The organism is Paenibacillus auburnensis (genome assembly GCF_927798115.1).
GTDB lineage: Bacteria > Bacillota > Bacilli > Paenibacillales > Paenibacillaceae > Paenibacillus_AQ > Paenibacillus_AQ auburnensis.
Window position 1 is genome coordinate 15,033 of record NZ_CAKMMG010000018.1, and the last position, 25,848, is coordinate 40,880.

General features: G+C 50.7%; 27 protein-coding genes, 1 tRNA gene and 2 riboswitches. Of the genes, 13 read left to right on the forward strand and 15 right to left on the reverse strand.

Annotated elements, in window-relative coordinates; all coding sequences use genetic code 11:
• Positions 1–70 precede the first annotated feature (70 nt).
• The 6 genes from argS to L6H70_RS28445 form a co-directional block, all read right to left on the reverse strand.
• Entirely contained in the window at positions 71–1,756 is a 1,686-nt protein-coding gene (gene argS / locus L6H70_RS28420) for an arginine--tRNA ligase (protein ID WP_236337559.1), read from the reverse strand.
• A complete protein-coding gene (locus L6H70_RS28425) occupies positions 1,753–2,196 on the reverse strand; it encodes a YwiB family protein (RefSeq protein WP_236337561.1) in 444 nt (147 codons plus the stop codon). Before L6H70_RS28425 ends, argS begins: the two co-directional genes overlap by 4 nt.
• A 151-nt stretch (positions 2,197–2,347) precedes the next feature.
• On the reverse strand, positions 2,348–3,022 hold the full coding sequence (locus L6H70_RS28430) for a GNAT family N-acetyltransferase (protein WP_236337562.1): 675 nt from the start codon (positions 3,020–3,022) through the stop codon (positions 2,348–2,350).
• A gap of 26 nt (positions 3,023–3,048) precedes the next feature.
• Positions 3,049–3,717 (reverse strand): GNAT family N-acetyltransferase, encoded by a 669-nt coding sequence (locus tag L6H70_RS28435; protein WP_236337563.1) that lies wholly within the window; start codon positions 3,715–3,717, stop codon positions 3,049–3,051.
• Between the two features lie 18 nt (positions 3,718–3,735).
• Complete coding sequence (locus L6H70_RS28440; RefSeq protein ID WP_236337565.1) at positions 3,736–4,593, reverse strand: carbon-nitrogen hydrolase family protein; 858 nt, start codon at positions 4,591–4,593, stop codon at positions 3,736–3,738.
• Positions 4,594–4,803: 210 nt separating this feature from the next.
• The gene (locus tag L6H70_RS28445) at positions 4,804–5,976 is read right to left on the reverse strand and encodes a beta propeller repeat protein (RefSeq protein ID WP_236337567.1); all 1,173 of its coding nucleotides are present in this window, start codon (positions 5,974–5,976) and stop codon (positions 4,804–4,806) included.
• A gap of 273 nt (positions 5,977–6,249) precedes the next feature.
• Here L6H70_RS28445 and L6H70_RS28450 point away from each other — a divergent pair, with 273 nt between their 5' ends.
• The 3 genes from L6H70_RS28450 to L6H70_RS28460 all read left to right on the forward strand — a co-directional run bounded on the left by L6H70_RS28450 (position 6,250) and on the right by L6H70_RS28460 (position 9,796).
• The gene (locus L6H70_RS28450; RefSeq protein ID WP_236337570.1) at positions 6,250–8,319 is read left to right on the forward strand and encodes a transglycosylase domain-containing protein; all 2,070 of its coding nucleotides are present in this window, start codon (positions 6,250–6,252) and stop codon (positions 8,317–8,319) included.
• 101 nt (positions 8,320–8,420) lie between these two features.
• Positions 8,421–9,110 (forward strand): DNA-3-methyladenine glycosylase, encoded by a 690-nt coding sequence (locus tag L6H70_RS28455; RefSeq protein ID WP_236337573.1) that lies wholly within the window; start codon positions 8,421–8,423, stop codon positions 9,108–9,110.
• Positions 9,111–9,331: 221 nt separating this feature from the next.
• On the forward strand, positions 9,332–9,796 hold the full coding sequence (locus tag L6H70_RS28460) for an AbrB/MazE/SpoVT family DNA-binding domain-containing protein (RefSeq protein ID WP_236337574.1): 465 nt from the start codon (positions 9,332–9,334) through the stop codon (positions 9,794–9,796).
• Between the two features lie 111 nt (positions 9,797–9,907).
• On the opposite strand, the gene L6H70_RS28465 is transcribed toward L6H70_RS28460, so the two are convergent.
• Positions 9,908–10,414, reverse strand: coding sequence for a YwhD family protein (locus L6H70_RS28465; protein ID WP_236337575.1), 507 nt, complete (start codon positions 10,412–10,414; stop codon positions 9,908–9,910).
• A gap of 105 nt (positions 10,415–10,519) precedes the next feature.
• Between L6H70_RS28465 and L6H70_RS28470 the strand changes: the two genes are divergently transcribed.
• The 6 genes from L6H70_RS28470 to L6H70_RS28495 all read left to right on the forward strand — a co-directional run bounded on the left by L6H70_RS28470 (position 10,520) and on the right by L6H70_RS28495 (position 16,507).
• Positions 10,520–12,535 (forward strand): M1 family metallopeptidase, encoded by a 2,016-nt coding sequence (locus L6H70_RS28470; protein WP_236337576.1) that lies wholly within the window; start codon positions 10,520–10,522, stop codon positions 12,533–12,535.
• Between the two features lie 11 nt (positions 12,536–12,546).
• On the forward strand, positions 12,547–13,377 hold the full coding sequence (locus tag L6H70_RS28475; RefSeq protein WP_236337577.1) for a hypothetical protein: 831 nt from the start codon (positions 12,547–12,549) through the stop codon (positions 13,375–13,377).
• Positions 13,378–13,613: 236 nt separating this feature from the next.
• Positions 13,614–13,752: riboswitch (cyclic di-AMP (ydaO/yuaA leader) on the forward strand.
• A 72-nt stretch (positions 13,753–13,824) separates the two neighbouring features.
• Positions 13,825–14,253 carry a C40 family peptidase gene (locus L6H70_RS28480; RefSeq protein WP_206104921.1) on the forward strand — a complete coding sequence of 143 codons (429 nt, stop codon included), beginning with the start codon at positions 13,825–13,827 and terminating at the stop codon, positions 14,251–14,253.
• A gap of 382 nt (positions 14,254–14,635) precedes the next feature.
• Positions 14,636–14,780: riboswitch (cyclic di-AMP (ydaO/yuaA leader) on the forward strand.
• Between the two features lie 5 nt (positions 14,781–14,785).
• Entirely contained in the window at positions 14,786–15,277 is a 492-nt protein-coding gene (locus L6H70_RS28485) for a C40 family peptidase (protein ID WP_423802888.1), read from the forward strand.
• A gap of 260 nt (positions 15,278–15,537) precedes the next feature.
• Positions 15,538–16,023, forward strand: a complete 486-nt coding sequence (locus L6H70_RS28490; protein ID WP_236337578.1) for a GNAT family N-acetyltransferase — start codon at positions 15,538–15,540, stop codon at positions 16,021–16,023.
• A gap of 127 nt (positions 16,024–16,150) precedes the next feature.
• Positions 16,151–16,507, forward strand: a complete 357-nt coding sequence (locus L6H70_RS28495; protein WP_206104920.1) for a c-type cytochrome — start codon at positions 16,151–16,153, stop codon at positions 16,505–16,507.
• A gap of 88 nt (positions 16,508–16,595) precedes the next feature.
• On the opposite strand, the gene L6H70_RS28500 is transcribed toward L6H70_RS28495, so the two are convergent.
• Both L6H70_RS28500 and L6H70_RS28505 read right to left on the reverse strand, forming a co-directional pair.
• On the reverse strand, positions 16,596–16,883 hold the full coding sequence (locus L6H70_RS28500) for a 4a-hydroxytetrahydrobiopterin dehydratase (protein ID WP_236337579.1): 288 nt from the start codon (positions 16,881–16,883) through the stop codon (positions 16,596–16,598).
• 237 nt (positions 16,884–17,120) lie between these two features.
• Entirely contained in the window at positions 17,121–17,414 is a 294-nt protein-coding gene (locus L6H70_RS28505; RefSeq protein WP_206104919.1) for a hypothetical protein, read from the reverse strand.
• Between the two features lie 206 nt (positions 17,415–17,620).
• Here L6H70_RS28505 and motA point away from each other — a divergent pair, with 206 nt between their 5' ends.
• Both motA and motB read left to right on the forward strand, forming a co-directional pair.
• Entirely contained in the window at positions 17,621–18,421 is an 801-nt protein-coding gene (gene motA / locus L6H70_RS28510) for a flagellar motor stator protein MotA (protein WP_236337580.1), read from the forward strand.
• Positions 18,405–19,220: a flagellar motor protein MotB gene (gene motB / locus L6H70_RS28515; protein ID WP_236337581.1), complete on the forward strand. Its 816-nt coding sequence runs from the start codon at positions 18,405–18,407 to the stop codon at positions 19,218–19,220. The genes motA and motB overlap by 17 nt, the downstream gene beginning before the upstream one ends.
• An 85-nt stretch (positions 19,221–19,305) precedes the next feature.
• Here the strand turns inward: motB and rluF are convergent, their stop codons facing one another.
• Both rluF and L6H70_RS28525 read right to left on the reverse strand, forming a co-directional pair.
• On the reverse strand, positions 19,306–20,007 hold the full coding sequence (rluF, locus tag L6H70_RS28520; RefSeq protein ID WP_236337583.1) for a 23S rRNA pseudouridine(2604) synthase RluF: 702 nt from the start codon (positions 20,005–20,007) through the stop codon (positions 19,306–19,308).
• 20 nt (positions 20,008–20,027) lie between these two features.
• A complete protein-coding gene (locus tag L6H70_RS28525) occupies positions 20,028–22,325 on the reverse strand; it encodes a HAMP domain-containing sensor histidine kinase (protein WP_236337585.1) in 2,298 nt (765 codons plus the stop codon).
• A gap of 323 nt (positions 22,326–22,648) precedes the next feature.
• Here L6H70_RS28525 and tadA point away from each other — a divergent pair, with 323 nt between their 5' ends.
• On the forward strand, positions 22,649–23,152 hold the full coding sequence (tadA, locus tag L6H70_RS28530; RefSeq protein ID WP_279306807.1) for a tRNA adenosine(34) deaminase TadA: 504 nt from the start codon (positions 22,649–22,651) through the stop codon (positions 23,150–23,152).
• Positions 23,153–23,222: 70 nt separating this feature from the next.
• Entirely contained in the window at positions 23,223–23,795 is a 573-nt protein-coding gene (locus L6H70_RS28535; RefSeq protein WP_236337587.1) for a GNAT family N-acetyltransferase, read from the forward strand.
• 65 nt (positions 23,796–23,860) lie between these two features.
• On the opposite strand, the gene L6H70_RS28540 is transcribed toward L6H70_RS28535, so the two are convergent.
• The 4 genes from L6H70_RS28540 to L6H70_RS28555 all read right to left on the reverse strand — a co-directional run bounded on the left by L6H70_RS28540 (position 23,861) and on the right by L6H70_RS28555 (position 25,834).
• Entirely contained in the window at positions 23,861–24,952 is a 1,092-nt protein-coding gene (locus tag L6H70_RS28540; RefSeq protein WP_236337589.1) for a hypothetical protein, read from the reverse strand.
• A gap of 105 nt (positions 24,953–25,057) precedes the next feature.
• Positions 25,058–25,207, reverse strand: a complete 150-nt coding sequence (locus tag L6H70_RS28545; protein WP_206102674.1) for a small acid-soluble spore protein P — start codon at positions 25,205–25,207, stop codon at positions 25,058–25,060.
• A 13-nt stretch (positions 25,208–25,220) separates the two neighbouring features.
• Positions 25,221–25,562, reverse strand: a complete 342-nt coding sequence (locus L6H70_RS28550; protein ID WP_236337590.1) for a hypothetical protein — start codon at positions 25,560–25,562, stop codon at positions 25,221–25,223.
• 183 nt (positions 25,563–25,745) lie between these two features.
• Positions 25,746–25,834: transfer RNA gene (locus L6H70_RS28555), tRNA-Ser, on the reverse strand.
• Between the last annotated feature and the right edge of the window lie 14 nt (positions 25,835–25,848).

The window sequence follows — 25,848 nt, forward strand, 5'->3', positions numbered from 1 at the left end:
CCGCTGCGCCCCCGGCACAAAGAAGCTCCGCCTCCCCGTAGCAGGGGGGCGGAGCTTCTGTTTGTGTAAGTTACATCCGGTCAGGTGCGGTAACACCGACCAGTCGCAGTACGTTAGCGATAGTCGTGCGTGCTGCACCCAGCAGGGCGAGACGCGCTACAGTCTGAGCGGCATCCTCGGTGATGACGCGCTCTGCCTTGTAATAGCTGTGGAACAGTGCAGCCAGATCGTATACATAGCGGATCAGGCGATGCGGCGCATAGCTCTCAGCAGCAACGGTGATTTCGGCAGGCAATTCACCGATTTTGCGCAGCAGATCGTATTCATGGACAGCTGTCAGCTTAGCAAAGTCAATCTCGGATACAGCCGGAACCGTAATCCCCTGTTCTTCCGCCTGGCGGAAGATGCTGCAGATCCGGGCATGCGCATATTGAACGTAGAACACCGGATTCTCATTGGACGTGGAAATTGCCAGGTCCATATCAAAATCAAGATGGGAATCCATGCTGCGCATCGTGAAGAAGTAGCGGATGGCATCCAGGCCGACCTCTTCCATCAGGTCTTCCATCGTCACGGCTTTGCCGGTACGCTTGGACATCTTGACCTTCTCGCCGTTCTGGAACAGGCTGACCATCTGGGCAATCAGCACAACCAGCTTCTCGGAATCATTGCCGAGTGCAGACATGGCCGCTTTCATCCGCGGGATGTAGCCATGGTGGTCGGCTCCCCAGATATTGATCATTTTATCGTAGCCCCGGCTATACTTATCACTGTGATAGGCGATATCCGGCGTAAGGTAGGTATAGGTTCCGTCATTCTTAATCAGCACGCGGTCCTTGTCGTCGCCGTATTTGGTCGTCTGCAGCCAGGTTGCCCCGTCCTGCTCGTACACTTCGCCGCGGTCGCGCAGCTCATCCAGTGAGCGCAGCACCTGGCCGTTCTCATACAGCGAGGTCTCGCTAAACCAGATATCGAAGTTTACGCGGAAGCGGCCAAGATCGCGTTTGATTTTGTCCAGTTCCTTCGTAAGACCGTAAGTGCGGAAGAAGGCGGCGCGGTCTCCCGGTGTCATCTCCAGCAGCGCATCGCCTTTCTCGGCTACAAGCTCCTTGGCAAATCCCTTAATATCCTCGCCATGGTAGCCGTCTTCCGGCATTTCCGCCGGCTGGCCCAGCTCCTGCAGATAACGGGTCTCAATCGACTTGCACAGATTGTTCACCTGATTACCGGCATCATTAATGTAATACTCCCGGGTCACCTGATAGCCGGCAAAATCCAGCACATTACACAGGGCATCACCGACAGCTGCCCCGCGGGCATGTCCAAGGTGCAGGCTGCCAGTAGGATTGGCGCTGACAAATTCCACTTCAACCTTTTGCCCCTTACCGGCTTCGATGCGGCCGTAATTGTCGCCCTGCTCGGCAACCAGCGCAATCACCGGATAAAGATAGCTCTTGGAGAGGGTAAAGTTGATAAAGCCGGGGCCGGCGATTTCCGCTTTTTCAATCATTGCTGCGGCCGTGTCCAGATGCTCAATAATCGCCTCGGCGATTTGACGCGGATTGCGCTTGGCAATTTTGGTCAGCTGCATGGCAGCATTGGTAGCCAGATCGCCATGGGCCTTGTCTTTCGGCACTTCCAGCACAATGGCCGGAAGCTCTTCTTGCGTTACCAGGCCGGCGGATAGAATAGCACCTGCGATGGCCTCTTTCACCCGTTCATTGGCAAGCTGAAGCGGATTTTGACTTTGTGTCATGATTGTGGTTCCTCCTGTATATACAAACTGATAGCGAACTGTCCTGATAGCTCCCCGTAAACGTACAAGTCGTATTCCCACGAGACATTCAGCGAACGTCCCTCGCGCGAAATATCCAGCTTCCTCGTATCGGTAGAGAGATTAAACTGTGTGTACGGCGAGCGGTAGAATCCCGGCAGGCGGCGCCCAAGGACAAAAGACTGCTCGGACTCAATGTTGCCGTGGCGGATCAGCTTCAGCTCACTGCCTGAAATCTTTATAGTGGTGCGGACGGAAACCGTTTCTCCCTGAGGGCCCTGCTCTGCTTCCTCATAGCGGATATACAGCTGCGGCCCTCTGGCAATAACTTCCCCGGCTGCTTTCATCACATTCCTCTGTCCGCCCTGCAGGCTCTCCAGCGTAACGGAAGCACCGTATTTGTCGGACTGTAATTCAGACATCACATGTTCCTCGCTTACTCTTTCTATTCTTTCTATTCATGCATCAAAGGCATATTCGCTTACCCATTGTACACTATATCCAGTTCCGGAGAGCAATTCAATGGAGAATTCGCCTACTGTATTTTTTATGTTCATTCTATATAGCAGATAATTACAGCGGCAACAGCCGCAATGTATCTCTCTGGCGCAGCTGATCGACCATGGAGTGCCAGGCTTCCGGTTTATCTTCCAGCACTGCATAATAGCGGGTCAGAAAGTCAGCAACCAAAGAGGCCTCTACCGCCTCCAGCCCCTCATGTCCCGGCATAAAGCACAGATCCAGCCCTGTCACCGCTTCGCCGTCGCCTTTCCAGGAAGGGTGCACATAAGGAAAATCAAGCCGTTCATAACCGAGATGGGAGAGTACCTCGCGCCGGACAAACGGGTCCATCGGCTTGACGCCGCCAAAGGCGAAATCCGCTACCCGGTAAGGGTCGTATATTTCTGCAAACATACCGAACAGCTCTTTACCCCCGTTATCCGCAACAAGGCTCCTGAGGTCTTTTAAACGGCTTTGGGCCAAAAAACGCCCGATTCCCAAGCCTTCGCGGCCAATGATGGTGAAGTCGGTCATCGCCACATTCCAGTCCGGATAATAGCGGTATTCCGTGGTGCCGACAACCTTTCCCTGATGAACCGCTGCAAATACGCGGATTCCCGGATCTTCCAGCGGCTCCTGCCACAGGCTGAATTCCAGCACTTCCTCCGGCGGAAATACTTCACTCAGCAGATTATGTACTTGTCTGAACAAAGGATCGGAAATGTCAGTAATTCTTATATACTCCATCTTCATGTCTCCTCCAGTACTGTCTTCTATTGAAAAGGGTTGCGCCACTCCATCAGTGCAGCATAATTGCAGGATTCCTCATCTTCCAGATATCCCTCCACTACACCGAGCGGTGTCCGCCCGCAGCGCAGCAAAAAGGTAATCACCGGGTCAGTCAGCCTGCCGGCAGTAACCTCTGCAAGATACGCCTCCGCAGAGATCCGGGATGCTTCTGTATGGTAGCCCGGCATCCGTCCTGCGCCAAGCAGCCGTTCCAGCCCCTGCTCTACCACCACATGATACAGCGATTGCACCAGCTCTTTACCAAGCCCAAGCTTGCGGTATTTGGGACGCACACACAGATCGGCGATATACAGCGTGTTTCCGTCCGGCTGGTGCGTAGTGATGTATCCATCCGCTGTAACTTCGGACCAGGTATGATGGACTTGCGGTTTTTCCGGATCAAAATGAATCTTCAGGCCCGTGACCGAGCCGGCCAGCTCTCCGTTCACTTCAACACATAGCGCGCCCTCCTGAAAAAACTCCACATGATTCCTGAGCTGCTCCCGGTTCCACCATAACTCGGCAGGATAGGGGGGCGGAAAGGCCTCGGACTGAATGGTGATCAGGTCATCAAAATCCGCTGCCGTGTAATTACGTACGACTGCCGGGACGGGCATTGTGCCGTCAAAGGCATAAAAGGTCTTACAATACATCTCTTCCCCTGCCTCCCTTTACGTCCAGTCCGTATATAGGTCTGTTCTACGGTCGCGCCAGGTGGTCACGGACCCGCGTTCCCGGACACGGTACAGCAGCTCCAGATCCAGATCGGCTGTAATGATCATATCATCATTAATTTCGCCTTCGGCCAGCAGCCCTTTTGGCGGGAAGGGAATATCGTTCGGTGTAATTACCGCAGCCTGGCCGAAGTTCGCGCGCATCAGATCCACGGTAGGGAGTGATCCGACAGTTCCTGTCAGCACAACGTAAATCTGGTTCTCAATGGCACGGGCATGGCTGGTATAGCGGACCCGGTGAAATCCATGACGGTCATCTGTGCAGGACGGGCAAAAGATCACATCAGCGCCCTTGGCTCTGGCCATGCGGACAATCTCCGGGAACTCGATATCGTAGCAGGTCAGCATGGCTATGGTTCCTTTATCCGTCTGGAATACCTCAAGCCCATCTCCTGCACCCATATTCCAGCCCTCTACTTCAGCGGGTGTAATATGAAGCTTGGCTTGCTCAGCGATTCTTCCGTCCGGATAAAAGAGATGTGCTACATTATAGAGCTTGTCATTCCGGCGCAGCACATGGGTTCCCCCAATAATATGGACGTTGTACTTCCGGGCATACCCGGCGAACATGTCCCGGTATTGTTCAGTGAACTGCGGCAGGTCTTCAATTCCTGAAGCCTTTCCCTGGCCGTCACCGATAGACATCAGTTGGGTCGTAAGAAATTCCGGGAACAGAATGAAGTCCGTGCCATATTCTTCGGCTGTCTTTATATAGTGCTCGCACTGGGCGGCAAATTCCTCAAACGAGGAGATCGTATGCAAATGATATTGAACGGCGGATACGCGGAAAGCCATTCTCCAGTCCTCCTAAGGTTCGTCTGCAGGTTCTGCGTTTACACACGACAGTCCTGATAAAGTAACTAAAATTTTACCATACTGGCGGCCAAAATCACACTCAGCCGGGATTATAGCGACAAAGTGCGGGGTGCTGACATTTTACAGAAAAAAGCGGCCCCTAAAGGAGCCGCCTTCCTTAGCCCATGCCGATTTAGTTTAGTTAATATCCTACTGTCCTGTTCCCTTAAAAGTAAACTTAACCTTCCAGGTCGCGCCGCCGTCTTTAGTGGCGTATAGGGAAGAGGTATTCTGACCCCGGACAGCCATCCAGCCATCCTTGCTGCCCGGGAAGGAAATAATCCCGTCAAAACCGGCAATAGGCGAAAGATTAGCCCACTGTTTGCCCCCCGTAAAGGTACGGCCGACGGCGACCTTTTCGCCTGCGGGAGAGTAACCGACCAGAAAGGCTGTGCTGTTGCCGACCAGCTGCATATTGCCAGGCTTGCCTGAAGCAGGACCTTTCTTAAGCAATGCTGTGCCGCTGCCCGGTGCCGGTCCGCCGCCTGCAGTATCCTCAGCAATTACACGGCTCCACTTCTTCCCTTGATTGCTGCTGGCGTACAGGGAATAAGAAGTCTGGGACATCCCTGTTCCGCCATACAGAAGCGCGTACACCTGATCACCTTTGGCATATACTCTTCCGTACTCCGGGTAGGCAAAGGCTGATTTCAGGGAAAGCTTCCATGATGCCCCGCCATCCGTGGTTTTCATGATCCGGTAGCCTTCTCCAGGCGCTACCACCACCGCCCAGCCGTTACTCCGGCTGCTGAACTCTGCGCCGCGTGTATTCGCCGGGGTCTTGATCTGGCTCCAGCTGAGCCCCCCGTCTTCCGTGTAATACGTAAAGGCACGGACGTATCCGAAGCCGTGCTTGCTGTCCGTAAAAGCAATTCTTTCAAACCCTACTGCCGTTTCAGAGATTCTCTTCCAGGTTGAACCTCCGTCAGCCGTAGCGATGAGGTAGGCATCGGTACCCTCCTTAACGGAAGCCAGAGCCCAGCCATGCACATTATCCGGGAAAGTGATTTGCCGGAAATTCCACTGGCCTTCATAGATCTTTTGGAAATGGCAGCCGCCATCTGATGTACCGATCATAAAGCCGTTGCCGACAGCCCGCCCTGTATCTCCGCTGAGAAATTGGATATCCGTGAAGCTAAGCGGCGTTTCCTCTGCAGCGGAATGCTTGGCCTGCAGCTGCTGCAGCAAACCATGGTCCCCGCTGCCGCAGGCAGGTGCCGCTGCTGCCTGAGCCGGCGCTCCTGTTCCCCAGACTGAGGCAGCCAGAAGCCCGCATGAGAGCAGAGTTAGCACTCTTAAGCGTATATTTTTGGTCCAATTCATGATGACACCTCCTGTGGTATATATACCCTTTAAAACTGACACTACTCTGTTATACTCCCCGCCCGCTCCTCTATCTACCCGGAGAAGATCACAAAAAGAAAACAATTTGGTTACCGTTTTGCCAGGTCCGCTTGATAGGCTTCCTTTTTGCATAAAGTATCGCTGCCTTGAATATCTGGGCCCTACCTTCCCCATAATGAAAACTAACCAGCCAAATCTTAGCCAAGATACCCATGGCCGTTTCGTAATTTTGAAATCAAGGAGCCTGAAGCCATGCCGCGTGATTCCGCTAATCCCAAAGTCAAGAGCCACCGCCTCCGCCGGCTGGTCCGGCTGCTGGCCGCTACGGCCGTGCTGTTCCTGCTGGCTGCCGGAGCACTACTAGGCTATTTATACAACAAACCGCTTCCGCCGATCGGCGATGATATCCGCTCGAAGCTGCTCGATTCCCGGGGCAATGTACTGACCACCTTTACCACTGACGGACGCAGCCGGGACCCCGTTACACTGAGCCAGATAGCTCCGCAGCTTATCCAGGCTACGCTAGCCGTGGAGGACCGGAAATTTTATGATCATTCCGGCTTTGACCTGAAAGGAATGGCACGTGCAGTACTTGCCAATGTGGAAGCGGGAAAACGCACGCAGGGAGCAAGCACCTTGACCCAGCAGCTCGCGCGCAATCTGTATCTTACCCATGAAAAGACGTGGACCCGCAAATCCAAGGAAGCCCTTTACACGATGCAGCTTGAGATGAAGTACAGCAAAAACGAAATTCTGAACATGTATTTAAATGAAATCTATTATGGTCATGGCGCATATGGAATTGAAGCAGCGGCCCGGATGTATTTTGGCAAAGCAGCTGCAGATCTTAATCTGGCTGAGAGTGCAATGCTTGCCGGAATTCCTAAAGGCCCCACCTATTATTCACCTTATACCCACCTGGAGAATGCCAAGAAACGGCAAGGCATCATCTTGTCAGCCATGGTAGAGGTGGGTGATATCACAGCGGTACAGGCCCGGGTGGCGGCCCAGGAGACCTTAAGCTTCAAACCGCAGGGCCAGAAGAATACCACCGTTCTCGCCCCTTATTTCCGTGATTATGTGCGTGGGCTTGTCCTGGATACACTCCATATCAGCAGTGATGAGCTGGAGCTTGGCGGACTGAATGTCTATACCACCCTTGATCCCGATATGCAGCAGGCTGCTGAAGAGGCCGTTGATAAAGAAATGGATGCCGCCAGTGAACTGGAGACAGCGCTGGTATCCATTGATCCCCGCACCGGCTATATCAAGGCAATGGTGGGCGGGAAAAACTATCGCACCAACCAGTTCAATCATGCTCTGGCGACGACCCGCCAGCCGGGGTCATCCTTTAAACCAATCATGTATTTAACTGCTCTCTCTTCAAAGACGATGACCGGCCTGTCGGTATTCAACAGCCAGCCGACGCTGTTCCATTATGACAATAACCGCAAAACCTACCAGCCCAAAAATTTCGGTGACAAATACCTTGGGGAGATCAATATGCGCCAGGCTATCGCCGCTTCCGACAATATTTATGCGGTAAATACTATTATGAAAATAGGCGCAGAAAAAGTCGCAGAAATGGCGGCCCGGATGGGAATCGACAGCCCGCTGCAAAGCGTGCCTTCCCTGGCGCTCGGCACCTCTCCGGTCAGTCCGCTGGAGATGGCCTCTGCCTTCGCTGTGATCGGCGGCGGAGGCATCAGACAGCCGGCAACCGCCATCCTCAAAATCACCGATTCTAAAGGTAATCTGATCTATGAAGCTCCGCAGGGTCAGGGAGAAAAGGTTGTGGAGCCGGCTGCAGCATATGTCCTGACCCGCCTGATGGAAGGTGTCTTTGAGAGCGGCGGCACAGGTAACCGCGTAGCATCCATTATCAAGCGTCCTGTGGCCGGCAAGACAGGAACGACTGATACCGACGGCTGGATGGTCGGTTTTACGCCGGAGCTGTCCACCGCAGTCTGGGTAGGATATGACAAGGGCCGTGATATCGCTACGTCCGATGGGCGGCGGGCCGCACCGATCTTTGCTGAATTCACAGAAAAAGCGCTGGCCAACGTGCCTCCAAAAATTTTCCCCATTCCCGACGGGGTGGTCAGTGTTTACGTCAATCCGCAGTCCGGCAAGCTCGCGACAGCCGCTTGTCCTGAGAAAGAGCTGGAGACCTTCATCAGCGGTACAGAGCCCACGGAGTACTGTGACCAGCACGGTACCGGCGGAGAAACTGCTCCGGCTGAAGGCTCCCCGGGTACAGCTGACCCGGGCAAGGAAGAGCATTCCCTGTGGAATGATATCAAACGGTGGTGGATGAACTGACCCCTGTTGCAGCCCCAATGATTCTGGGTATACGATTGGAACATCACCGGCATGGCGTAATGCCTCAGAGCCCGCTTTGCCAGGAAAGGGGCTTTCCAACTATGGACTGCAATGAATACGAGGACAGATCGAGCCGGGAAACCGTCCGCCCTCGGCGTCTGCTATCACCCGATCTGTACAGGCTACCGGCACTGCAGGCTGCACCTCTACTCCTGGGCCAGCATTTGGTCCGGCGCACAGAAGACGGGGAGATCCGCTGCCGAATCGTTGAGACGGAAAGCTACGGAGGGATAGAAGACAAGGGCAGCCATGCCTTTGGAGGCCGCCGAACCGCACGGACGGAGGTAATGTTCAGCTCCGGCGGAACAATCTACATCTACCTTATATACGGCATGTACCATTGCCTCAATGTGGTTACTGCCGGCGAAGGCGACCCGCATGCCGTGCTGATCCGGGCGGTGGAGCCGCTAACACCCGGTGATGCCGCGCAGATGTCGGCCTACCGCGGCATTGCTTACAGGAACCCTTCCGGGCTCTCAGGAGGACCGGGTAAGCTATGCCGTGCTCTCCGGATCGACAAAAGCCTTAACGGCCGCCGGCTGGATGTACAAGGCAGCCCCCTGTGGCTGGAACAGGGCGACCCGGCGGATAGCCTGGATATTGTCCAGGCTCCGCGCATTAATATTCCTTACGCAGAAGAATACGCACAGCTTCCCTGGCGCTTCTATCTCAGGAATAACCCTTACGTTTCAGTAAAAGATAAGCTGGAGCAGCCCTTCAACCTGAGGTAAGCAAGATACGCCTGTATTCTATGGTTTCTGCACCGATTTATTGGGTAAAAAGAAGAGAACCCTAATAGGCCTCCCGCCTTGGAATTCCAAAACGGGAGGCCTTTCCTGCGTTTCTTCAATGTTATAAATGAATGCGCTTTCCCCGTTCTCTAAACTTACAATAACTGCTATAATCGTATATATCCGCAAAAAAATATATTGATGTAAATGAGGGACATGAGATGAAGGATACAGGCATGATCCGGAGTTTAGACAGTCTTGGCAGAATTGTGGTTCCCGTAGAAATCCGCATGACACGAAATATCGACATTGGGGACCCTATTGAGTTTTTCATACTGAATGAGGAGATCATCGTTCTCCGTAAGTACACATCAACGGAATGCACTTTCTGCCGGAGCCTCGACCACGTGACCTACTACAAGGATCAGTTTATCTGCAATAATTGCCTCAAGGAGCTGGGAGATCCGGGCCGCCTCTCTGCGGAAGCCGAACCGCTTGAAGACCCTGCTGAAGATGAATCTATCCGTAACAGCCGGAGAACGAAAACCGAAGAAATGAGCCAGCGTCTGGAGAAGGCTATGGTGGAGCACCCGTACGCCAACCAGAAGGAGCTCGCCGGGGTGCTTGGCATCAGCCAGGCCAGAGTAAGCCAGCTCAAGCGTAAGATCAGTACGACAGGCAAATAGCGTTCTGTTACAACATCCTTGATCCCTCATCCAATATAACAAAGGCTTGGACCTTCTGATCACGAAGGTCCAAGCCTTTTCATGTTAAACCTTGCAGGATATTGCCTGCTATTATTCAGCCAGTGCAGACTTCAACTCATCGGAGGTGGCTGCCCACCATTCCTCATTGTGGGAGATCAGCAGTGATTTCAGCGCTACCTTTTCCGCTGCACCCAGTCCATCCAGAATAATCTTGCGCTTCAGGGCGGCGTCCAGCTTATTCACATGATCGGCAAGGATCTTCCAGCCGCGGCGCGCCTCAGAGTCAATCCACATCTCGCAGGCGGTAATGCCTCCGTAGAGCTGGCCCTCCGGCGTACGGTCCACCGCTACCCACACCACCCAAACCTGTCTTCCCGCCGGAACATCCTCACGGTTTGTAGAGAATTTAATTCCCTTCTCCACTTTGCTCTTGGCATGCATGGCACCGATATCGATAACTGCTTCACCGCCGTCAATGATAACTGGCGATACGTTGTTCAGATCAATGGACCCGGCGCCGAAGCCCTTATGCTTGCTCTTCGCGTTCACAATATTCAAAGCAATCTGCTTCTTGCCCTCCGGTTGTACGTTATCCACATGTGCACATCCTTCCCTTTCACTAATAATTTAATTTTAGCTAATAATGCGGCGAATGCAAACATATACATCCCGTAGATGCTTGTCACGGGAGGAATCACAGTTATGAAGCCACTGTCATTAAAGTACATGATCATCTCTGCGACCCTGGCCGCCCTCGCCCTGCTGGGAGGCGCCATATGGGTTCTTTCAGGGCACAGCCCTGCCGCTCTGTCCGCTGCTGCGCCAAAAGCGGCCAAGTCCCCCGCTGCCGCGCCCCAGTCCAAAGCTGCGCAGCCACATCTTCCCGAGAGTAAGCCGCTTCCGGTTTCTGAGGCCTTAAGCCAGCGTGTTGCCGAGTATCATATCGATGTACGGCTGATCCCGGATACAGCCCTACTTGAGGCCTCCGAGACGGTAACCTGGACCCACCCGGGTCTAAAGCCCGTACAAGAGCTCTATTTTCATCTCTATCCCAATGCCTTTGCTTCTGAAAAAACTACGTTTATGAAGGAATCCGGAGGCGAGCTGCGCGGGGACACAATGCCAGCGGACGGATTCGGCAGCATGACCATTACCGACCTTCGGACCACCGAAGGAGTCTCACTTATGCAGCGTCTGCAGTATGTGCAGCCCGATGACGGAAATGTAAACGACAAGACGCTTGTAAAGGTCCATCTTCCCCAGCCGGTGAACGGCGGAGAAAGCGTAACCCTCAAAATCCGGTTTGAGGTCAAGCTTCCGAAAATATTCGCACGCATGGGAACTGCAGGAGACTTCGTAATGGCAGGGCAGTGGTTTCCCAAGCTTAGCGTCTACGAGCCTAAAGGGACGAGGGGGGTAAAGGCGGAAGGCTGGGATTTACACCAGTACCACGGCACTTCCGAGTTTTACAGTGACTTCGGTATTTACAACGTTACCATTTCAGTCCCCGCAAGCTACACCGTTGGGGCAACCGGCTTTCCGGTAAAGGCTGCCCAGATCAAGCAGGACCGGAAGATCTATCAATTTTATGCAGATGATGTTCACGACTTCGCCTGGGCCGCTTCCCCGAACTTCGTGGTTGCTGAGGAGGCCTTCTCCGCCCCGAACGTACCGGGTGTACGCATCAAGCTATATCTGGACCCGCTGCACAAGGATCTTAAGGAGCGTTATTTCCAGGCCGCCAAGGCCGCATTGACCGCTTTTAGCAAATGGTACGGGCCGTACCCTTATTCCACATTATCGATTATCGTACCGCCCAAAGAGGGGAATGGTGCAGGCGGAATGGAGTATCCGACCCTGATTACCGCCTTCGGCGCAGCCGAAAGCTCCCCAGGCACCTCGCTGGAGCGCACCGTCATCCATGAAATTGGCCATCAATATTTTTACGGCATGGTGGCGAACAACGAGTTTGAAGAGGCCTGGCTGGATGAAAGCTTCACCTCCTATGCGGAAGACCGCCTGATGGAACAGGAATACGGTGTCTCCTCCAATATCGCCCTGCAGGCCAGTCTCGTGTCCACCTCGCAGCCGCTTAATCTGGAAACCTGGAAATACACGACCGCCGACGGGTATACCCGCAATGTGTATATCCGCGGCAAGCTGGTGCTTAAGGATATCGAACGGCAGACCGGAACGAAAGCCATGGACGCTATTATGCTGGCGTATGCCCGCAAGTACAGGTTTCATCACCCATCTACAGAGGATTTCCAAAAGATCGTAGAGAAGGTAACGCAAAAATCATGGCAGGCTTATTTCGACCAATATGTATACAGCGGCGGGTCTCCCGATTTCTCAGTAGACAATATAAAAACTGGGATCGCCAAGAGTAGCACAGAGGGAGAGAACGGGCACTATAAATTCACGGTAAAGGTGAGCAACAAAGGCAGCCAGTATGCTGATGTACCCATAAAATTCACCTTCTCGGACGGATACACGGTACGGAAAATTTGGAATGGCGGGCAGAAGGCGGCCAATTTTCAGCTAACCTACAAAGCGCCTCTTATGTCCGTAGAGATTGATCCTGACCACTCCATTCTGCTGGAGAGCAAGCACCTTAATAATTTCATGCTGGCGGAGCTTGCGCCGAAGACACTCTCCCGCTGGACGCTAGTATCAACTAAACTGCTTGAAACTCTGCTCGGAACTCTTGTCTGGTGAGGTGAAGGATTGTGAAAAGAGCGATATCCCGCGGCTGGATCAGCATGAAGGAGCAATTTTATATTCTGATTCTGCTATTTATCTACCGGCTGCTCTGGGGCTATTTTTTGTACAGGTTCATCAGGTCAGCTATCATCCCGGTGCTTCTGCGTTATCCTGATATCCACGCCGGAGGCAGCGGTATCGGGAGGCTGTTGTATTATATCGAGGGGCAGTTCGCGCTCAGCGGCGATCCCGGTGTCCAGCGCTGGCTCTGGATGCTATTGGCATTATCCGCGCTTCGACTGCTGCTCTCCCCGTTCATCCGTGCCGGACTGCTGCATGAGCTGCATCAGGAGCGTAAAGGAGAACGCGGACTGTTCTTTTTCCCCGGTATGAAGCTATACGGGCTGCCGGTACTGGTGTTCAGCCTGTCCGAATGGTTTCTCTCAGCGCTGCCGCTCTATTGGCTGTTGCCCAAAATGTACACGCTGCTGTTAAGCGGTATTTTTGACTACAAGCTGCTGCTGAAGCTGGTTCCGTATCTGCTCGCCTGGCTGCTCTATCTGTACTTCATCCGCCTAGTTCTGTTGTACATGCAGTTCGGCTACACCGCCGGAACCGGCATGTTCTCCGCAGTGCTGGCTTGTCTGAAGGTGCTGCTCCCCTCTACCGGCGCTTCCCTCCTGCTTGGTTCCGGCGGACTGGTTACCCTTTTGCTGGGTTTTGCAACCTCACTGCTGTGGCCCGGTATGTCAGCCCTGCTGTTCCGGCAATTCTCACCGCTCCCCTCTACGCTGTTCAAAATGTGGGGAATCGCCGCACAATACCACCTCTGGAGCAGTAAAACATTCCCACAATAATTCGGCTGTTAAATCGGCATATTAAAAGAGTCACTATCCCTAACACAGGGGTGTGACTCTTTTGCCCGTTATTGAAGATTTCAGTGAAGGTTTCGGGGGATTTGCAAAACTATAAAACCTTTGATACAATGATGCCTGTAGCACTGGTAACAACTTTGTAATCTTTTGAAACTATTTTGACAAAATGTATGTACCTTAATCACTTCAACATTGTCGATACGCAGTCACTGTTTCTGGTGCATAAAACGCCAAATTCCCAGCACCGGGAAGTGGGGGAACCATATTTTGGGTGAATTGATCTCGCTTTAGAGGGGTCATAGGGGAACCTTCTACCGAATCCTTAAGCTAACCTCGCAGGCCTTGGAAGGAGTACATCTTTTGAAAAGTCACAATATTTTCCGTACCAATTTAAAGAAGAAATGCACCGCAGCAGCGCTAGGTCTTGTGATGGTATTCACACTGGGGGCAGGAAGCGCATTTGCCGACTCCAAAATGGATACTGTTATTACAAAAACGCTGGGAACGTCGTATAAAACCGGGGGCACAAGCACTGCCGGCTTCGATTGTTCTGGATTCACCAAATACGTATTTAAGAGCGTCGGTCTTACCTTGCCGCGCACTTCTAAAGCGCAATTCAGCGTAGGAACCGCCGTCTCCAAGAGTAATCTCCGTTCCGGCGACCTGGTATTCTTCAATACCTTGGGCAGTGGGGTATCCCATGTCGGTATTTATGTCGGAAACGGGAAGTTTGCACAATCATCCAGTTCCCGTGGCGTTACTATCACTTCAATGAGCAATTCTTACTGGGCCAACCGCTACGTTGGCGCCAAACGTGTAATGAGCACAACAGCTTACCAGGCTGTCGCTTACGATTGATTCTTCCCCTCAATTTCGCCTCTAACAACTAATTGTAACTTATACAGGCCCGGAAACTGATTATTGCCGTAATCATTTTCGGGTCTTTCCTTTTTATTTCCTTATTCTACCTTTTACACAGATTCAGGGTCCATGAAACACCTTTTTACTAAAAATTCCAACCTATTCAGAGAAATAGCTTACGCCGGGCGTAAATATGCGCCTTTTTTAGCAGATATGACTCTTAAAATGTGCAAATAATATGCATTAATATGTTTTAAGTGATTGCCAACTGGCTCTGTCTTTGTTACAATTATCGCAGTGAACTTATAGTAACATTTTTGTAATTATTCAAATGGGTTTTACAAAAGTTTTGTCATATTGATTGATCAGCTAATCCTAATCAACAGTCGTGCCGAGTTCCCTTATTCATAAGGGGAACGGGGGAACCAATTTTTGGGTGAATTGACCTCCTATTCACAGAGGGGTCATAGGGGACCTTCAACCGAACCCTTAAGCTAACCTCGTAGGCATTTGGAAGGGGTATTTACTTTTGAAGAAGAAGTTAGCAGCCGCATTATTAAGTTTTTCTATCATTCTTACCATTGGAGCAGGAAGCGCTTTCGCCGATTCCAAAATGGATAAAGTTATCGACAAAGCCATCGGAACTAAATACGTATCCGGCGGTGTATCGACAAACGGCTTTGATTGCTCCGGATTTACCATGTACGTATTTGACAAGATCGGCATTAACCTGCCGCATCAATCCGGCTCCCAATACCAGATGGGCACTGCCATCTCCCGTGACAATCTGCGGGAAGGCGATCTTGTATTCTTTAATACAAGCGGCCGTGGTGTATCCCATGTAGGCATTTATGTCGGTGATGGCAAATTCGCACACGCTTCATCCTCCCGCGGCGTAACCATCAGCTCGCTGAGTGACAGCTACTACGTCAACCGCTACGTTGGCGCCAAACGCATCATGAGCACGGATGCTTATCAGACTGTAGCAGCAGATTCCCAAGATAATGATGATGTGCAATAAAAGGTTATGAGAGAGGCGCTTTTCCAGGATTTTTGCCGAAATCTTGGGAAAGGCCTTTTTTTTGTCTATAAAATTACTTACCCCTCCCCTCATCTGTAAAACACCTATTCCCCTTAATTTTCGCCATTTCATAAAATATTTTTTTGGGTTTGTCAAGTTTCTCCTGTTTTTGAAAAATAGCTGAGTTGACTGGTGCCTGTTTTGTATATAATTAAGTATATGGATAGAGTATTGTCCTCTTGAAAGGAGGCCTGTGCCTTATGATCAGTTCCCCTGTTACCTTTCATGTTGTTCCTATGGAGCCCAGCCATGCCGAGAATATTTGTGAGTGGAATTACAAGCCGCCCTATAATATCTACGGATGGATGCCCTGGGAGCAAATGCAGGCGCTCGGTATTGAATTCGGAGATCCGGTTTTGCGCAGTCAACAGTATGTATCCGTAGTGAACGAGCAAGGAGACCTTTGCGGCTTCGCACAGCTGTTCCCGATGGAGGGTGTGGTCAGGCTAGGGATCGGCATGCGGCCGGACTTGTGCGGTCACGGAATGGGCCATTTGTTCATGGAAGCCATCGTACAGGCTGCCTTGAAGCGTTACCCGGAACGGGAAATCGATCTGGAGGTGTTGACCTGGAATCAGCGGGCTATTCGAACATACCAGAAATGCGGCTTCACCATCACTGACACGTATGAACGTCGCACACCAAGTGGCGACAGGCCTTTTTATTGCATGGTCTATGATAAATAACACCAAATACAGGTAACTTTTAAATTATGCAGCGAAAATCGTTCCTTTTTTTGACACAAACTCTATGACAACGCTTTACCATTCGGTATAATGAAGAAAGCAGCTTACATGGAGGGGACGGATGGAGATGCAGAAATGGATCATGAGCGGTTTGTTTTTCGCCGCCTGCGCCTTTGCGGTAGTGCTCTTGTTCACACTGCCAGGCAAAGCAGAGGTTGCAGAAGAAAGTAAGCCAACGATGCCACAAGTCACACTGGATGCCGCAAGTGCAGAAGCAATCGTTACAGCCAATTGTATTTCTTGCCATGGCGATCAGCTTCAGGGTAATGTAGGACCGAGTCTGCAGCATGAGGGCAGCGAACACGATGCTGAAGGCATCTACAGTATCGTCTCCAAGGGACGCGGGCAAATGCCTTCCTTTAAGGATAAGCTGGCTCCTGAGGAAATCGCAAACGTGGCCCTATGGCTTGCAGAGAAGAAGTAAACTAGCCCACAATACAAAATGCCCGTGTGAGGATAAAATGATTATCCTGAACACGGGCATTTTTATATGCAATATATTGAACAGTGTCCTAGCGGTTTTTCTCAAAGGCTTCATTAAATTCATGGGCCTGGCGGAAATCAAGCGCTCCGAGGCCGCTCTCTTCTTTTGCCGATAAGCGCAGGATCACGGTCTTGTAGTCAATGGTAATATGCGGATGATGATCGAAGGCCTCAGATATGGCGGCTACTTCATCCACAAAGGCAATGCCCTTCATATATTCGTTGAACATATATTTGCGCACCACACCTCCCTGCTCCAGCTTCCACCCCTCCAGCTTACTTATCTGCTCACGCAGTTCTTCCTCTGTAAATTGCAATTTGCTTCCTCCCTTACTAAATTAGCAGTAAAGTCCGTACAGCCCAGTTCTTTACCTACTCTATGAAGCCTTAAACAAAACATCCCTCAGCTTCTAAAAGACCAAGGGATGCGCCAGGATGAAGGCTTTTTTTCGGTTTAATGTATTCTCAATTCCCGGCAAATAGCACTCGTCAGCCTCAATTTTACCACGTGCCGCAGCCGCCGGGCAAACTTGCTGCCTGCCGCCGCAGCCATTCTAGACAAGAACTACCGAAGCCAAATCTTCCTCACCAAGCAAAATGTTGATCCGGTGCGTCTCCTTATCGTAAATCACAACACCGCTGCCCACCTGAATCATAGGCTCATTGCCAAGCGCGTAAAACAGATCCTCTGCCAGCGCTTCCCATACTTCCATCTTCGATTCCTGCGGCAGCTCCTGCCATTCGTCCGGCTCCATTTCAAAGAATAGATACCCGTCCGAAATACGCCCAACGGCTTCCGTCAGTTCATTTAAAATCTCGCTGTAATCTCTTCCGTGCTTAACACCCACATCTATCACTCCGTTTTCTCCACAGATGAATAATAACTTACCTTACCCATTATAGCCGAAAAAATGACTTCACAAAAAAGGGAATGCTGACGATAAATAAGAATATACGTGATTTTATTACACACAGGGTGTCCCGCCGCTGTTCACGGATGATATATGCGGCTATAAACGGATCACTTCTTAATTCTCATGGACGAGGTGCATAAATGGAAATTTCAACAATAATCGGATTAGTTTTAGGCTTGGTTGCTGTACTTTGGGGGATGTTACTGAAAGGGGCGCCAATCCACGCTCTGGAAACGCCTGCCGCTTACGTTATTATCCTGCTAGGTACTGCCGCCTCTCTGTTCATGGCCTTTCCTTTTTCCGAGATCAAGAATGTGCCCAAGCTGTTCAAAATGATTTTTGTCAGTAAAAAACTGGTTAGCAAAACAGACCTTATCACTACATTTATGGAGTGGGCCTCCATTACCCGCCGCGAAGGTCTGCTGGCGCTGGAATCCAAGGTAGACGAAATTGAGGACGACTTCCTGCGAAACGGAATGCGGATGATTATCGACGGAAACGACCAGGAGTTCGTTCGAGATGTATTAATGGAAGATATTCACGCCACTGAAGAAAGACATAAGGCCGGAGCGCTGATCTTCTCCCAGGCAGGTATGTACGCCCCTACACTGGGGGTACTCGGTGCCGTTATCGGACTTATCGCCGCACTTGCGGATATGAGTGATATGGGAAAGCTGGCTCATGCGATCGGGGCCGCCTTCATTGCAACACTCGTCGGTATCTTTACCGGTTATGTACTGTGGCATCCGATCTCCAATAAGCTCAAACGGCTGTCCAAACGTGAAATTCAGATTCGGCTGATGATGGTAGAGGGCCTGCTGTCCATTCAGTCCGGAGTATCCACAATCGCCATTAACCAAAAACTCTCTGTCTTCCTGACCCCGGCGGAACGTGCCAAGCTGAACGATAAGGAGGGCGGCTCGAGTGAGCAAAAAGACTAGACATGAGGAACACGAAGAGCATGCCGATGAATCCTGGCTCTTGCCTTATTCGGACTTAATGACACTTCTGGTTGCCCTCTTCCTGGTTATGTATGCCATGAGTGCTACCGACGCTAAGAAATTCGAGGAAATGAGTCAGGCGTTCAGCAGCGCGCTGAACGGCGGAACCGGTATTCTCGATCAGCGATCAGCGACTCCCACTAAGTCCCAGCTCGACCAGGGCAAGAATGATAAGATGGACAGCGTTGTTGCCAAAAATACTGGAGAATCAGAGCTCGTAAAGCTGCGTAAACAGGAACAAGAGGATCTGGGGAAGCTGAAGAAACAGTTCGATCAGTATATTGATAAAAACGGGCTTAGCGATCTGCTCAGCACCAAGCTGAATCAGTCACAGCTGATGATTACGATCAGCGACAACGCCCTGTTCGCGTCCGGACAGGCTGAGGTAAAGGATGATTCCCGCCAGCTGGCCAAGTCAATCTCAACCATGTTGCAGCAATTTCCTGATTATGAGGTACTGGTGCAAGGGCATACGGATAACATCCCAATATCCAACAGCAGTTACTCGTCTAACTGGGATCTCAGCGTAGACCGTGCCCTTCATTTCATGAAAATCCTGCTTCTGAACCCGAACCTGAATCCCGTCAAGTTCAGTCCGATCGGTTACGGGGAATATCATCCGATCGCCCCTAATACTACAGCCGCCGGACGGGCCAAAAACCGCCGTGTGGAGGTCTCCATCCTTCGTAAATATCAGGAGGCAACGAATACCACCACCGTTGCTCCTTCCGGCAAATAAGTGCCAATATGCAAAAAAAGAGCTGTTCTTCGGGTCTCCCCGCCGGAACAGCTCTTTTTTTGTGCTAATGCCCATTTTCTGGCAGCTATTGTAGTTCATAATTCAGCATGGCTCCCAGCTCCTGCTTCTCCTGTGCCGATAATTCGCGCCATTCACCGGTCCGCAAAGCGCCCAGGCGAATGTTCATAATACGGATACGTTGCAGGCTTCTAACCTCATAGCCAAAGGCACTGCACATACGGCGGATCTGCCGGTTCTTGCCTTCGGTCAGAATGATGCGAAACACCCGCTCACTTATCCGTGTCACTTCACAAGGAAGCGTCTTGCCACCTAGGATCTTTACTCCACTCGACATCCCTGTGATAAAGGACGGTGTTACCGGTCTGTCTACCGTTACAACATATTCCTTTTCATGTTTACCTTCAGCACGCAATATTTTATTGACGATATCGCCGTCATTCGTAAGCAGGATTAGGCCTTCAGAATCTTTATCGAGCCGGCCTATCGGAAAAATACGTTCTTGATGTCCCACAAAATCAACGATATTGCCCTGAATATGGGCTTCTGTGGTGGAAGTGATGCCCACCGGTTTATTTAGAGCGATATAAACGACCTTGCTGCCCGTTTCAAGCTCTTTCCCATCGATCAGCACCTTATCCCCCGTAGAGGCCTGGCTGCCAAGCACAGCACGCTCTCCGTTGATGGTCACCCTTCCGCTCTCAACCAGCTTGTCTGCTTCACGGCGTGAACAGTATCCTGTCTCACTGATGAATTTATTAATTCTCACTTCTGTCTTCACTCCGTTCTTTAATCAATCCTTGACTGGGGCCCCGGCTCACGTGCTGCAGGCAGTATAATTGTAATTTCAGCCCCGCTGCCGTATTCACTGCGAATTTCCATACTGCCTTTATGGGCCTGGATGATCCGCTGGCTGACCATCAGCCCAAGACCTGTTCCTGTCTCCTTATTCGTAAAGAAAGGCTCACCCAGCTTCGGCAGCATATCCTCAGGGATTCCCTCGCCTTCGTCCGAGAGTACAATGATAACAGAATTCTCCTTCGTCTGCTGCTTAACAGTGATTGTGCCGCCTTCAGGCATAGCTTCAATTGCATTTTTAACGATATTTATAAATACCTGCTTCAACTGGTTCTCCTCACAATGTACCATTGCAGGCTGCTCAGAGAACTGCGACTCAAATTCGATACCGAAGAGATGGGCTTGGCTGCCCAGCAGGGAAATTACATCATTTAGAATGTAGCGTACATCCTTCTCCTGGAAGTGGACAGCCTGCGGCTTGGCCAGAATCAGAAATTCACTCACAATCATATTAATCCGTTCCAGTTCTGAGAGCATCAGATCAATATGGAGCGGTATGAGAAGACCCTTCTCCTTCTGGAGCTGCAGGAATCCGCGGAGCGTCGTAAGCGGATTGCGGATTTCATGGGCTACCCCAGCCGCAAGCTGGCCAACAGTAGTCAGTTTTTCGGAGCGTCTCAGCAGTTCTTCAATCCGGTTGCGTTCGGTCATATCCCTGGAGACATGTACAAACGATTGCGGACGGCCATCTTCATCACGAATAATCGATGTACTTACGCTGACCTCCACAATCGATCCGTCGCGCTTGAGTCTGAACGTCTCTATCGGTGGCAGAACAGCTCCATTCTTCAGCTCCTGCAGCCTCGCTTCTTCCTGCTTCTGCGCCGTAGCCGGCACCAGATAAGGCATCTTAATTCGTGCATCAGCCGCATTCCAGCCGTACAGCTCTTCAAAAGCCCTGTTGGTGCTAGTGATCCGGCCCTCCATGTCTACGGTGTGGATCGCATCCGAAGTGCCGTTGATCACCGACTCCAGATGCTCTTTAACCGCCCTGTTCTCTTCGAGCGTTTTGCCCAGCTGATTCGTGTGCTGAAGCAAGTGTGAGGTCATGGCATTAATCCGGCTGGCCAGCTGCCCCAGCTCGTCACGGCTGTCCACATCCAGCGGGGACTCAAACTTGCCAACAGCAACATCACTGACCTTTCGCAGGATATGCTGAATAGGACGGGTGACAACGCCAGCCAGTGCATAGCTGCATATGAAAAAGATGACTAACAGCAGCACCGAGGTCGTAATATTATTTACCAGTTCCTTCTTGATTACCGATGAGATTACCGAATAATCCATTACCACACATATGACATAGTCATCGATGCCGGGTTGGCTGATCGGGATAAAGCTTTTGAGCACTCTTTTGCCCAGCGCTTCTGTATCCAGTGTAACTGGGGCATCCTTGCTCAGCGCCGTCATGATCGCCACCCTATCTTCTTCAACATTACCATAAATATAGGTTCCATACTGAATCGGACGGTTTTGCAGCTTATAATTGACACTGTCCGAGCCATCAGGCTGCATGCTCTCCGAAGCAAAGCTTTTGGGGTTAATTCCTGTGATCTCTAAAAGTCCCGAATTGACTTCCTTAGAGCGCTTGATGAGTTCCTCGGGCTCCATAATTCTCACATAGTCACTCACTGCCGTACTGCGGATATAAGGATCGATGATATAGTTTCTCGACGGATCGCGGTAATATCCCCACTTCTCAATATATTTGGGAGTGGAGGTAGAGAATTCAAAGGGCCCTGACCAGAAATTCTCAAGGGTCTGGCCCTGCTTAACCGATACTCTTTGACCTGCAAACAGCTCAAGCAAAGCTACATACCAATAATCCATGCCCCTGGTAGACAGCCCAAGCTCGGCAGGATCGGAGGATTTAGCCACTACAATGTCATCTTCAGTTTTGACAAGAAGGGAAATATTAGACACACCAAGTTTTTTTACCAGGCTCTTCAGCTGGTTGTTATTCACATTCTTGATATCCGGATCAAGCTCCTCAGCGGCAAGTATGGCAGCCAGCCGAAGATTCTGGGCCATTTGTTGCTGTACATAATTGGAGCTGTAACTGCTCTGCTCGACAGAGACCGCGATCTGCATAGCGGTCATCTTCATATTATTTTCGCTTTCACTACGCAGGTTATTACGGGCTGTATAAAGGTTCAGCGTTAAATTGAGCGCCAGGATTAACAATACCGAACCAAAAATAATAGCTGATAATTTAGTTTTTATGGACAAGCTGCTTTTTCACCTCTTATCCGCTGGTAAAAAAATCAAGCGGAGTGTTCATGAATATCATACCTTTTGCCTAACCATTTGAAAAGACATTTCAAATGCGGCTCTCCTCCATAAAACATTGAATTTTAAAGGCGGTTTCTCTACAATAGCAAGAAGAAAAGGTGAAAACCATCCACAGGCTATTCACATATAAACAATTTATTAAATGGCGATGTGCACAATATTGTGTATAAGTCGGCGGTTATCCACAGAGTTATGCACAATTTGTTAAGAACGAATATTTGTTCGTTGTACAAAGAGTGTTATTAGAAGGGAAGATGAGCTTGAATATTCAAACCGGTGAACTGTCGGCGGAAGAGCTGGCGATTCATGAATTATGGATGAGAGAGGCCATTGCGGAAGCCCGCAAAGCTGAAAGCTTGGGCGAGGTGCCAATCGGTGCAATCGTTGTACGTCACGGCGAGATTATCGGACGCGGCTACAATCTGCGGGAAACTACGCTGGACTCTACTGCACATGCCGAAATGGTGGCCATCCGGGAAGCCAGCATCGCGCTGAATTCCTGGAGGCTGCTTGACTGCCAGCTGTATGTGACGCTGGAGCCTTGCCCCATGTGCGCAGGAGCGATGGTTCAGTCGCGGCTGCCGCTTACTGTATACGGCACCACAGATCCCAAGGCGGGCTGCGCCGGCACACTTATGAATTTGCTGGAGGAACCGAGATTCAACCACCGGACCGAGGTTATTCAAGGTGTCCTGCAGGAAGAATGCGCAGAGCTGCTGACTTCCTTCTTCCGCCGGTTGCGGCAGAGGCCGTCGAAGCTCTAGCCTGTTTTGGTACAAAAGGCTATAAAGTCCATCATCTACGCTGCCACTTGCGGATAAAAGGAGGCTCACCATGTCATTTAAGCTGTACAATAATGCTCAGGGCATCTACCTAGCCCTGCTGCAGAAACAGGACGCAAATGATCTGCTCCAGCTGCGTCTGCGCAACAGGGAACAGCATCAGCCGTATGAACCGCTGCGTGAAGCCGATTATTTTACACTTGAAAGCCAGGAACTGCTGATCAGCCAGCGTATGAACGATGCAGACCAGGATAGGGCCTATATGTTTGGTATCTTCCTGCTGGACGGGCAACTGGCCGGACAGATCACTATCTCCAATATCGTACGCGGTGTAGCACAATATGGCGACCTCGGCTATTTTATAGATCATACCGTCCAGGGCAAGGGTTATACAACTGCTGCCGCCCGGCTTATTCTGGACTATTCCTTCCGGGCCCTTGCGCTTCATAGGGTGCAGGCAGCTATCCTGCTTCACAATGATGCCTCACGCCGGGTGCTGGAGAAAAACGGCTTCCAGGCTGAAGGTATCGCCCGCCGCTACCTTAAGATCAACGGGGAATGGCAGGATCACCGGACCTATGCCATCCTGGCAGACGACTTCCTAGCAGAAAAAGTTCAACCTTAACACGCAAAAAACCTACAAGAGTGCGAGCGGTTCGCATTCCTGCAGGTTTTTCTCATTTTAAAAGATTAGTAAGTGCTCATTCCGCCAAACTGCTGCTGCAGCTCTTCCATTGTAATAACATTCTCACCCTCAGGTATACCAATCGTGAAGGTTGGTTTCTCATTAATCTTACTGTATTGATTGCTTCCGGTTAGTGACAAGCTGACATTCTGGCCTTGCTCCGGATCCTTAACTACAATGTCCATCAGCAGGTCTTGATACACCGGGAAATCATCCTTGTTGACTGCAGTGTTCAGCTGGAACTTGTTAACTGTAAGATAGTTGCCCAGGTCCGCCAAACTTTTATCGAATTCTGCCCGGGTCTCGCTGGATTGCAGCTCTTCCTTGGCTTTGGCCAGATCAGCCTCGTCAATTTGCAGCATTTCTTTGTATTCTTCTTTACTCAGGATATCAATAATCTTAGGCAATGCATTATTCACAAGAATTGTGATCGCTTCTTTGACGTTATTATTAGTCACCTCGAACCGGACAACCTGGTTGGCTTCTACACCCTCAGGCAATGCGGCATCCTTAGGCTTCACGTCTGAAAAATAGGTCTTCTCATCATACTCACCCAGGAGCGTGCTCAGCACTTCATTGGTGAGATCCTGCGCTTTCTTAGTATCCAGTGAATCAGGGTTGAACTCTACACCTTCCTGTTCCGCTAACTCCTTCAGATCCATCTTCAGGAACTTGCCTACAATCGTCTCAGGAAGCGGTAAAAGCGGAATTGAAGGTATTTTGACATACAGAGTTTCCCCGGTCATCACCATCGGGATATTGAAGGTCATTGCCATATCGCCCTTCAGATTCAGCACCAGTGTTAATTCAGTCTGCCTCGGATCAGCCTGATAAACTCCGTTCACGGAAATATCCGCATTCTTCAGCATATTTAGCACCATGCCCGTAGTTCCATCGGTTTCCCCTGCAGGTGCATCAATAGTCAGATTATTCACTGTGAGCTTGCTCTGCATTTCATAAGAAGTCATTGTCATGGCTTTGGTTGCAGCTGACTTCAACGCCTCCTTAGGCGCCTGTTCTTTACTGGCACATCCGGGCAAAATAACTGCAGCTGTAAGCAGTAATGCAGCAGCAGACAACCCCCATTTTTTAATCATTATTGTTCTCCTCTCCCATGTAAAGAAATTATTTCCCCTCCTAATGATAAACCATTTCGCAAATACGAGAAACATTACGTTTCATTCGCGCCTCTGGTTTCAATCTTATCCCTGCCGGTTGTGATGATCCACATGGTTAGCCTGCTTTACCTTTTTAGAACCGGATAATGGTTTAGGCCCGGAGGAGTGATGCTCCTCCCTAGGCTCATGGTTAGTCTCTACGCCGGGAACCGGCATACTTTTGGGTTTGCTCATCTCACTATTCCTCCTATGGATTGGTCAGATTCTGTAACGCCTGGGCGCACTCATGAATCTGTCTAGTATATTGCTGGGCGAGCTGCTGTACAGCATCAGTACGTTCGTCAGTATGGCGCCCTCCCTGCTCCACATCAACCAAATCTACGGCAACCTCACGGCTGTCCACATAGGTACAACGGAAATCAAGGGAATAGGCCTGATGGCCGGCAGCGTTAAAATGAATCAACAGACTCTTCGGGTCTGCTGCATCCCCCTGCAGGCTAAAGCTGTCCCCGTTGTCCATCAGAGCAGGCAAACGTTCCTGCCACGCGGATACCAGACTATTCTGGTCCAATTGCATTTCTCGGTTCATTGTTATAATCACCCTCCTTCCCTAATACATTGCGGAGAAATGGGTTTTTTTATTCCTGCTTGCTGGTCACATACTCCACAACCAACCATATTCGCATATTTGAAGGGGCAGAAGAGCACAAAAAAAAAAGCCGCCTTCCGGAGAAGACGGCTTCTATCTGCAATTCATTAGTTTAAAAGGATATGGCGGAGAGGATGGGATTCGAACCCATGTGGGCTTGCACCCTAACGGTTTTCAAGACCGCCCCGTTATGACCGCTTCGGTACCTCTCCAGTGCATCAAAATT

Bases quoted from the DNA above. Each gene is read 5' to 3' on its own strand.
- argS (WP_236337559.1), bottom strand. From the start codon at position 1,756: ATGACACAAAGTCAAAATCCGCTTCAGCTTGCCAATGAACGGGTGAAA.
- L6H70_RS28425 (WP_236337561.1), bottom strand. From the start codon at position 2,196: ATGTCTGAATTACAGTCCGACAAATACGGTGCTTCCGTTACGCTGGAG.
- L6H70_RS28430 (WP_236337562.1), bottom strand. From the start codon at position 3,022: ATGGAGTATATAAGAATTACTGACATTTCCGATCCTTTGTTCAGACAA.
- L6H70_RS28435 (WP_236337563.1), bottom strand. From the start codon at position 3,717: ATGTATTGTAAGACCTTTTATGCCTTTGACGGCACAATGCCCGTCCCG.
- L6H70_RS28440 (WP_236337565.1), bottom strand. From the start codon at position 4,593: ATGGCTTTCCGCGTATCCGCCGTTCAATATCATTTGCATACGATCTCC.
- L6H70_RS28445 (WP_236337567.1), bottom strand. From the start codon at position 5,976: ATGAATTGGACCAAAAATATACGCTTAAGAGTGCTAACTCTGCTCTCA.
- L6H70_RS28450 (WP_236337570.1), top strand. From the start codon at position 6,250: ATGCCGCGTGATTCCGCTAATCCCAAAGTCAAGAGCCACCGCCTCCGC.
- L6H70_RS28455 (WP_236337573.1), top strand. From the start codon at position 8,421: ATGGACTGCAATGAATACGAGGACAGATCGAGCCGGGAAACCGTCCGC.
- L6H70_RS28460 (WP_236337574.1), top strand. From the start codon at position 9,332: ATGAAGGATACAGGCATGATCCGGAGTTTAGACAGTCTTGGCAGAATT.
- L6H70_RS28470 (WP_236337576.1), top strand. From the start codon at position 10,520: ATGAAGCCACTGTCATTAAAGTACATGATCATCTCTGCGACCCTGGCC.
- L6H70_RS28480 (WP_206104921.1), top strand. From the start codon at position 13,825: ATGGTATTCACACTGGGGGCAGGAAGCGCATTTGCCGACTCCAAAATG.
- L6H70_RS28490 (WP_236337578.1), top strand. From the start codon at position 15,538: ATGATCAGTTCCCCTGTTACCTTTCATGTTGTTCCTATGGAGCCCAGC.
- L6H70_RS28495 (WP_206104920.1), top strand. From the start codon at position 16,151: ATGCAGAAATGGATCATGAGCGGTTTGTTTTTCGCCGCCTGCGCCTTT.
- motA (WP_236337580.1), top strand. From the start codon at position 17,621: ATGGAAATTTCAACAATAATCGGATTAGTTTTAGGCTTGGTTGCTGTA.
- L6H70_RS28535 (WP_236337587.1), top strand. From the start codon at position 23,223: ATGTCATTTAAGCTGTACAATAATGCTCAGGGCATCTACCTAGCCCTG.
- L6H70_RS28540 (WP_236337589.1), bottom strand. From the start codon at position 24,952: ATGATTAAAAAATGGGGGTTGTCTGCTGCTGCATTACTGCTTACAGCT.
- L6H70_RS28545 (WP_206102674.1), bottom strand. From the start codon at position 25,207: ATGAGCAAACCCAAAAGTATGCCGGTTCCCGGCGTAGAGACTAACCAT.
- L6H70_RS28550 (WP_236337590.1), bottom strand. From the start codon at position 25,562: ATGAACCGAGAAATGCAATTGGACCAGAATAGTCTGGTATCCGCGTGG.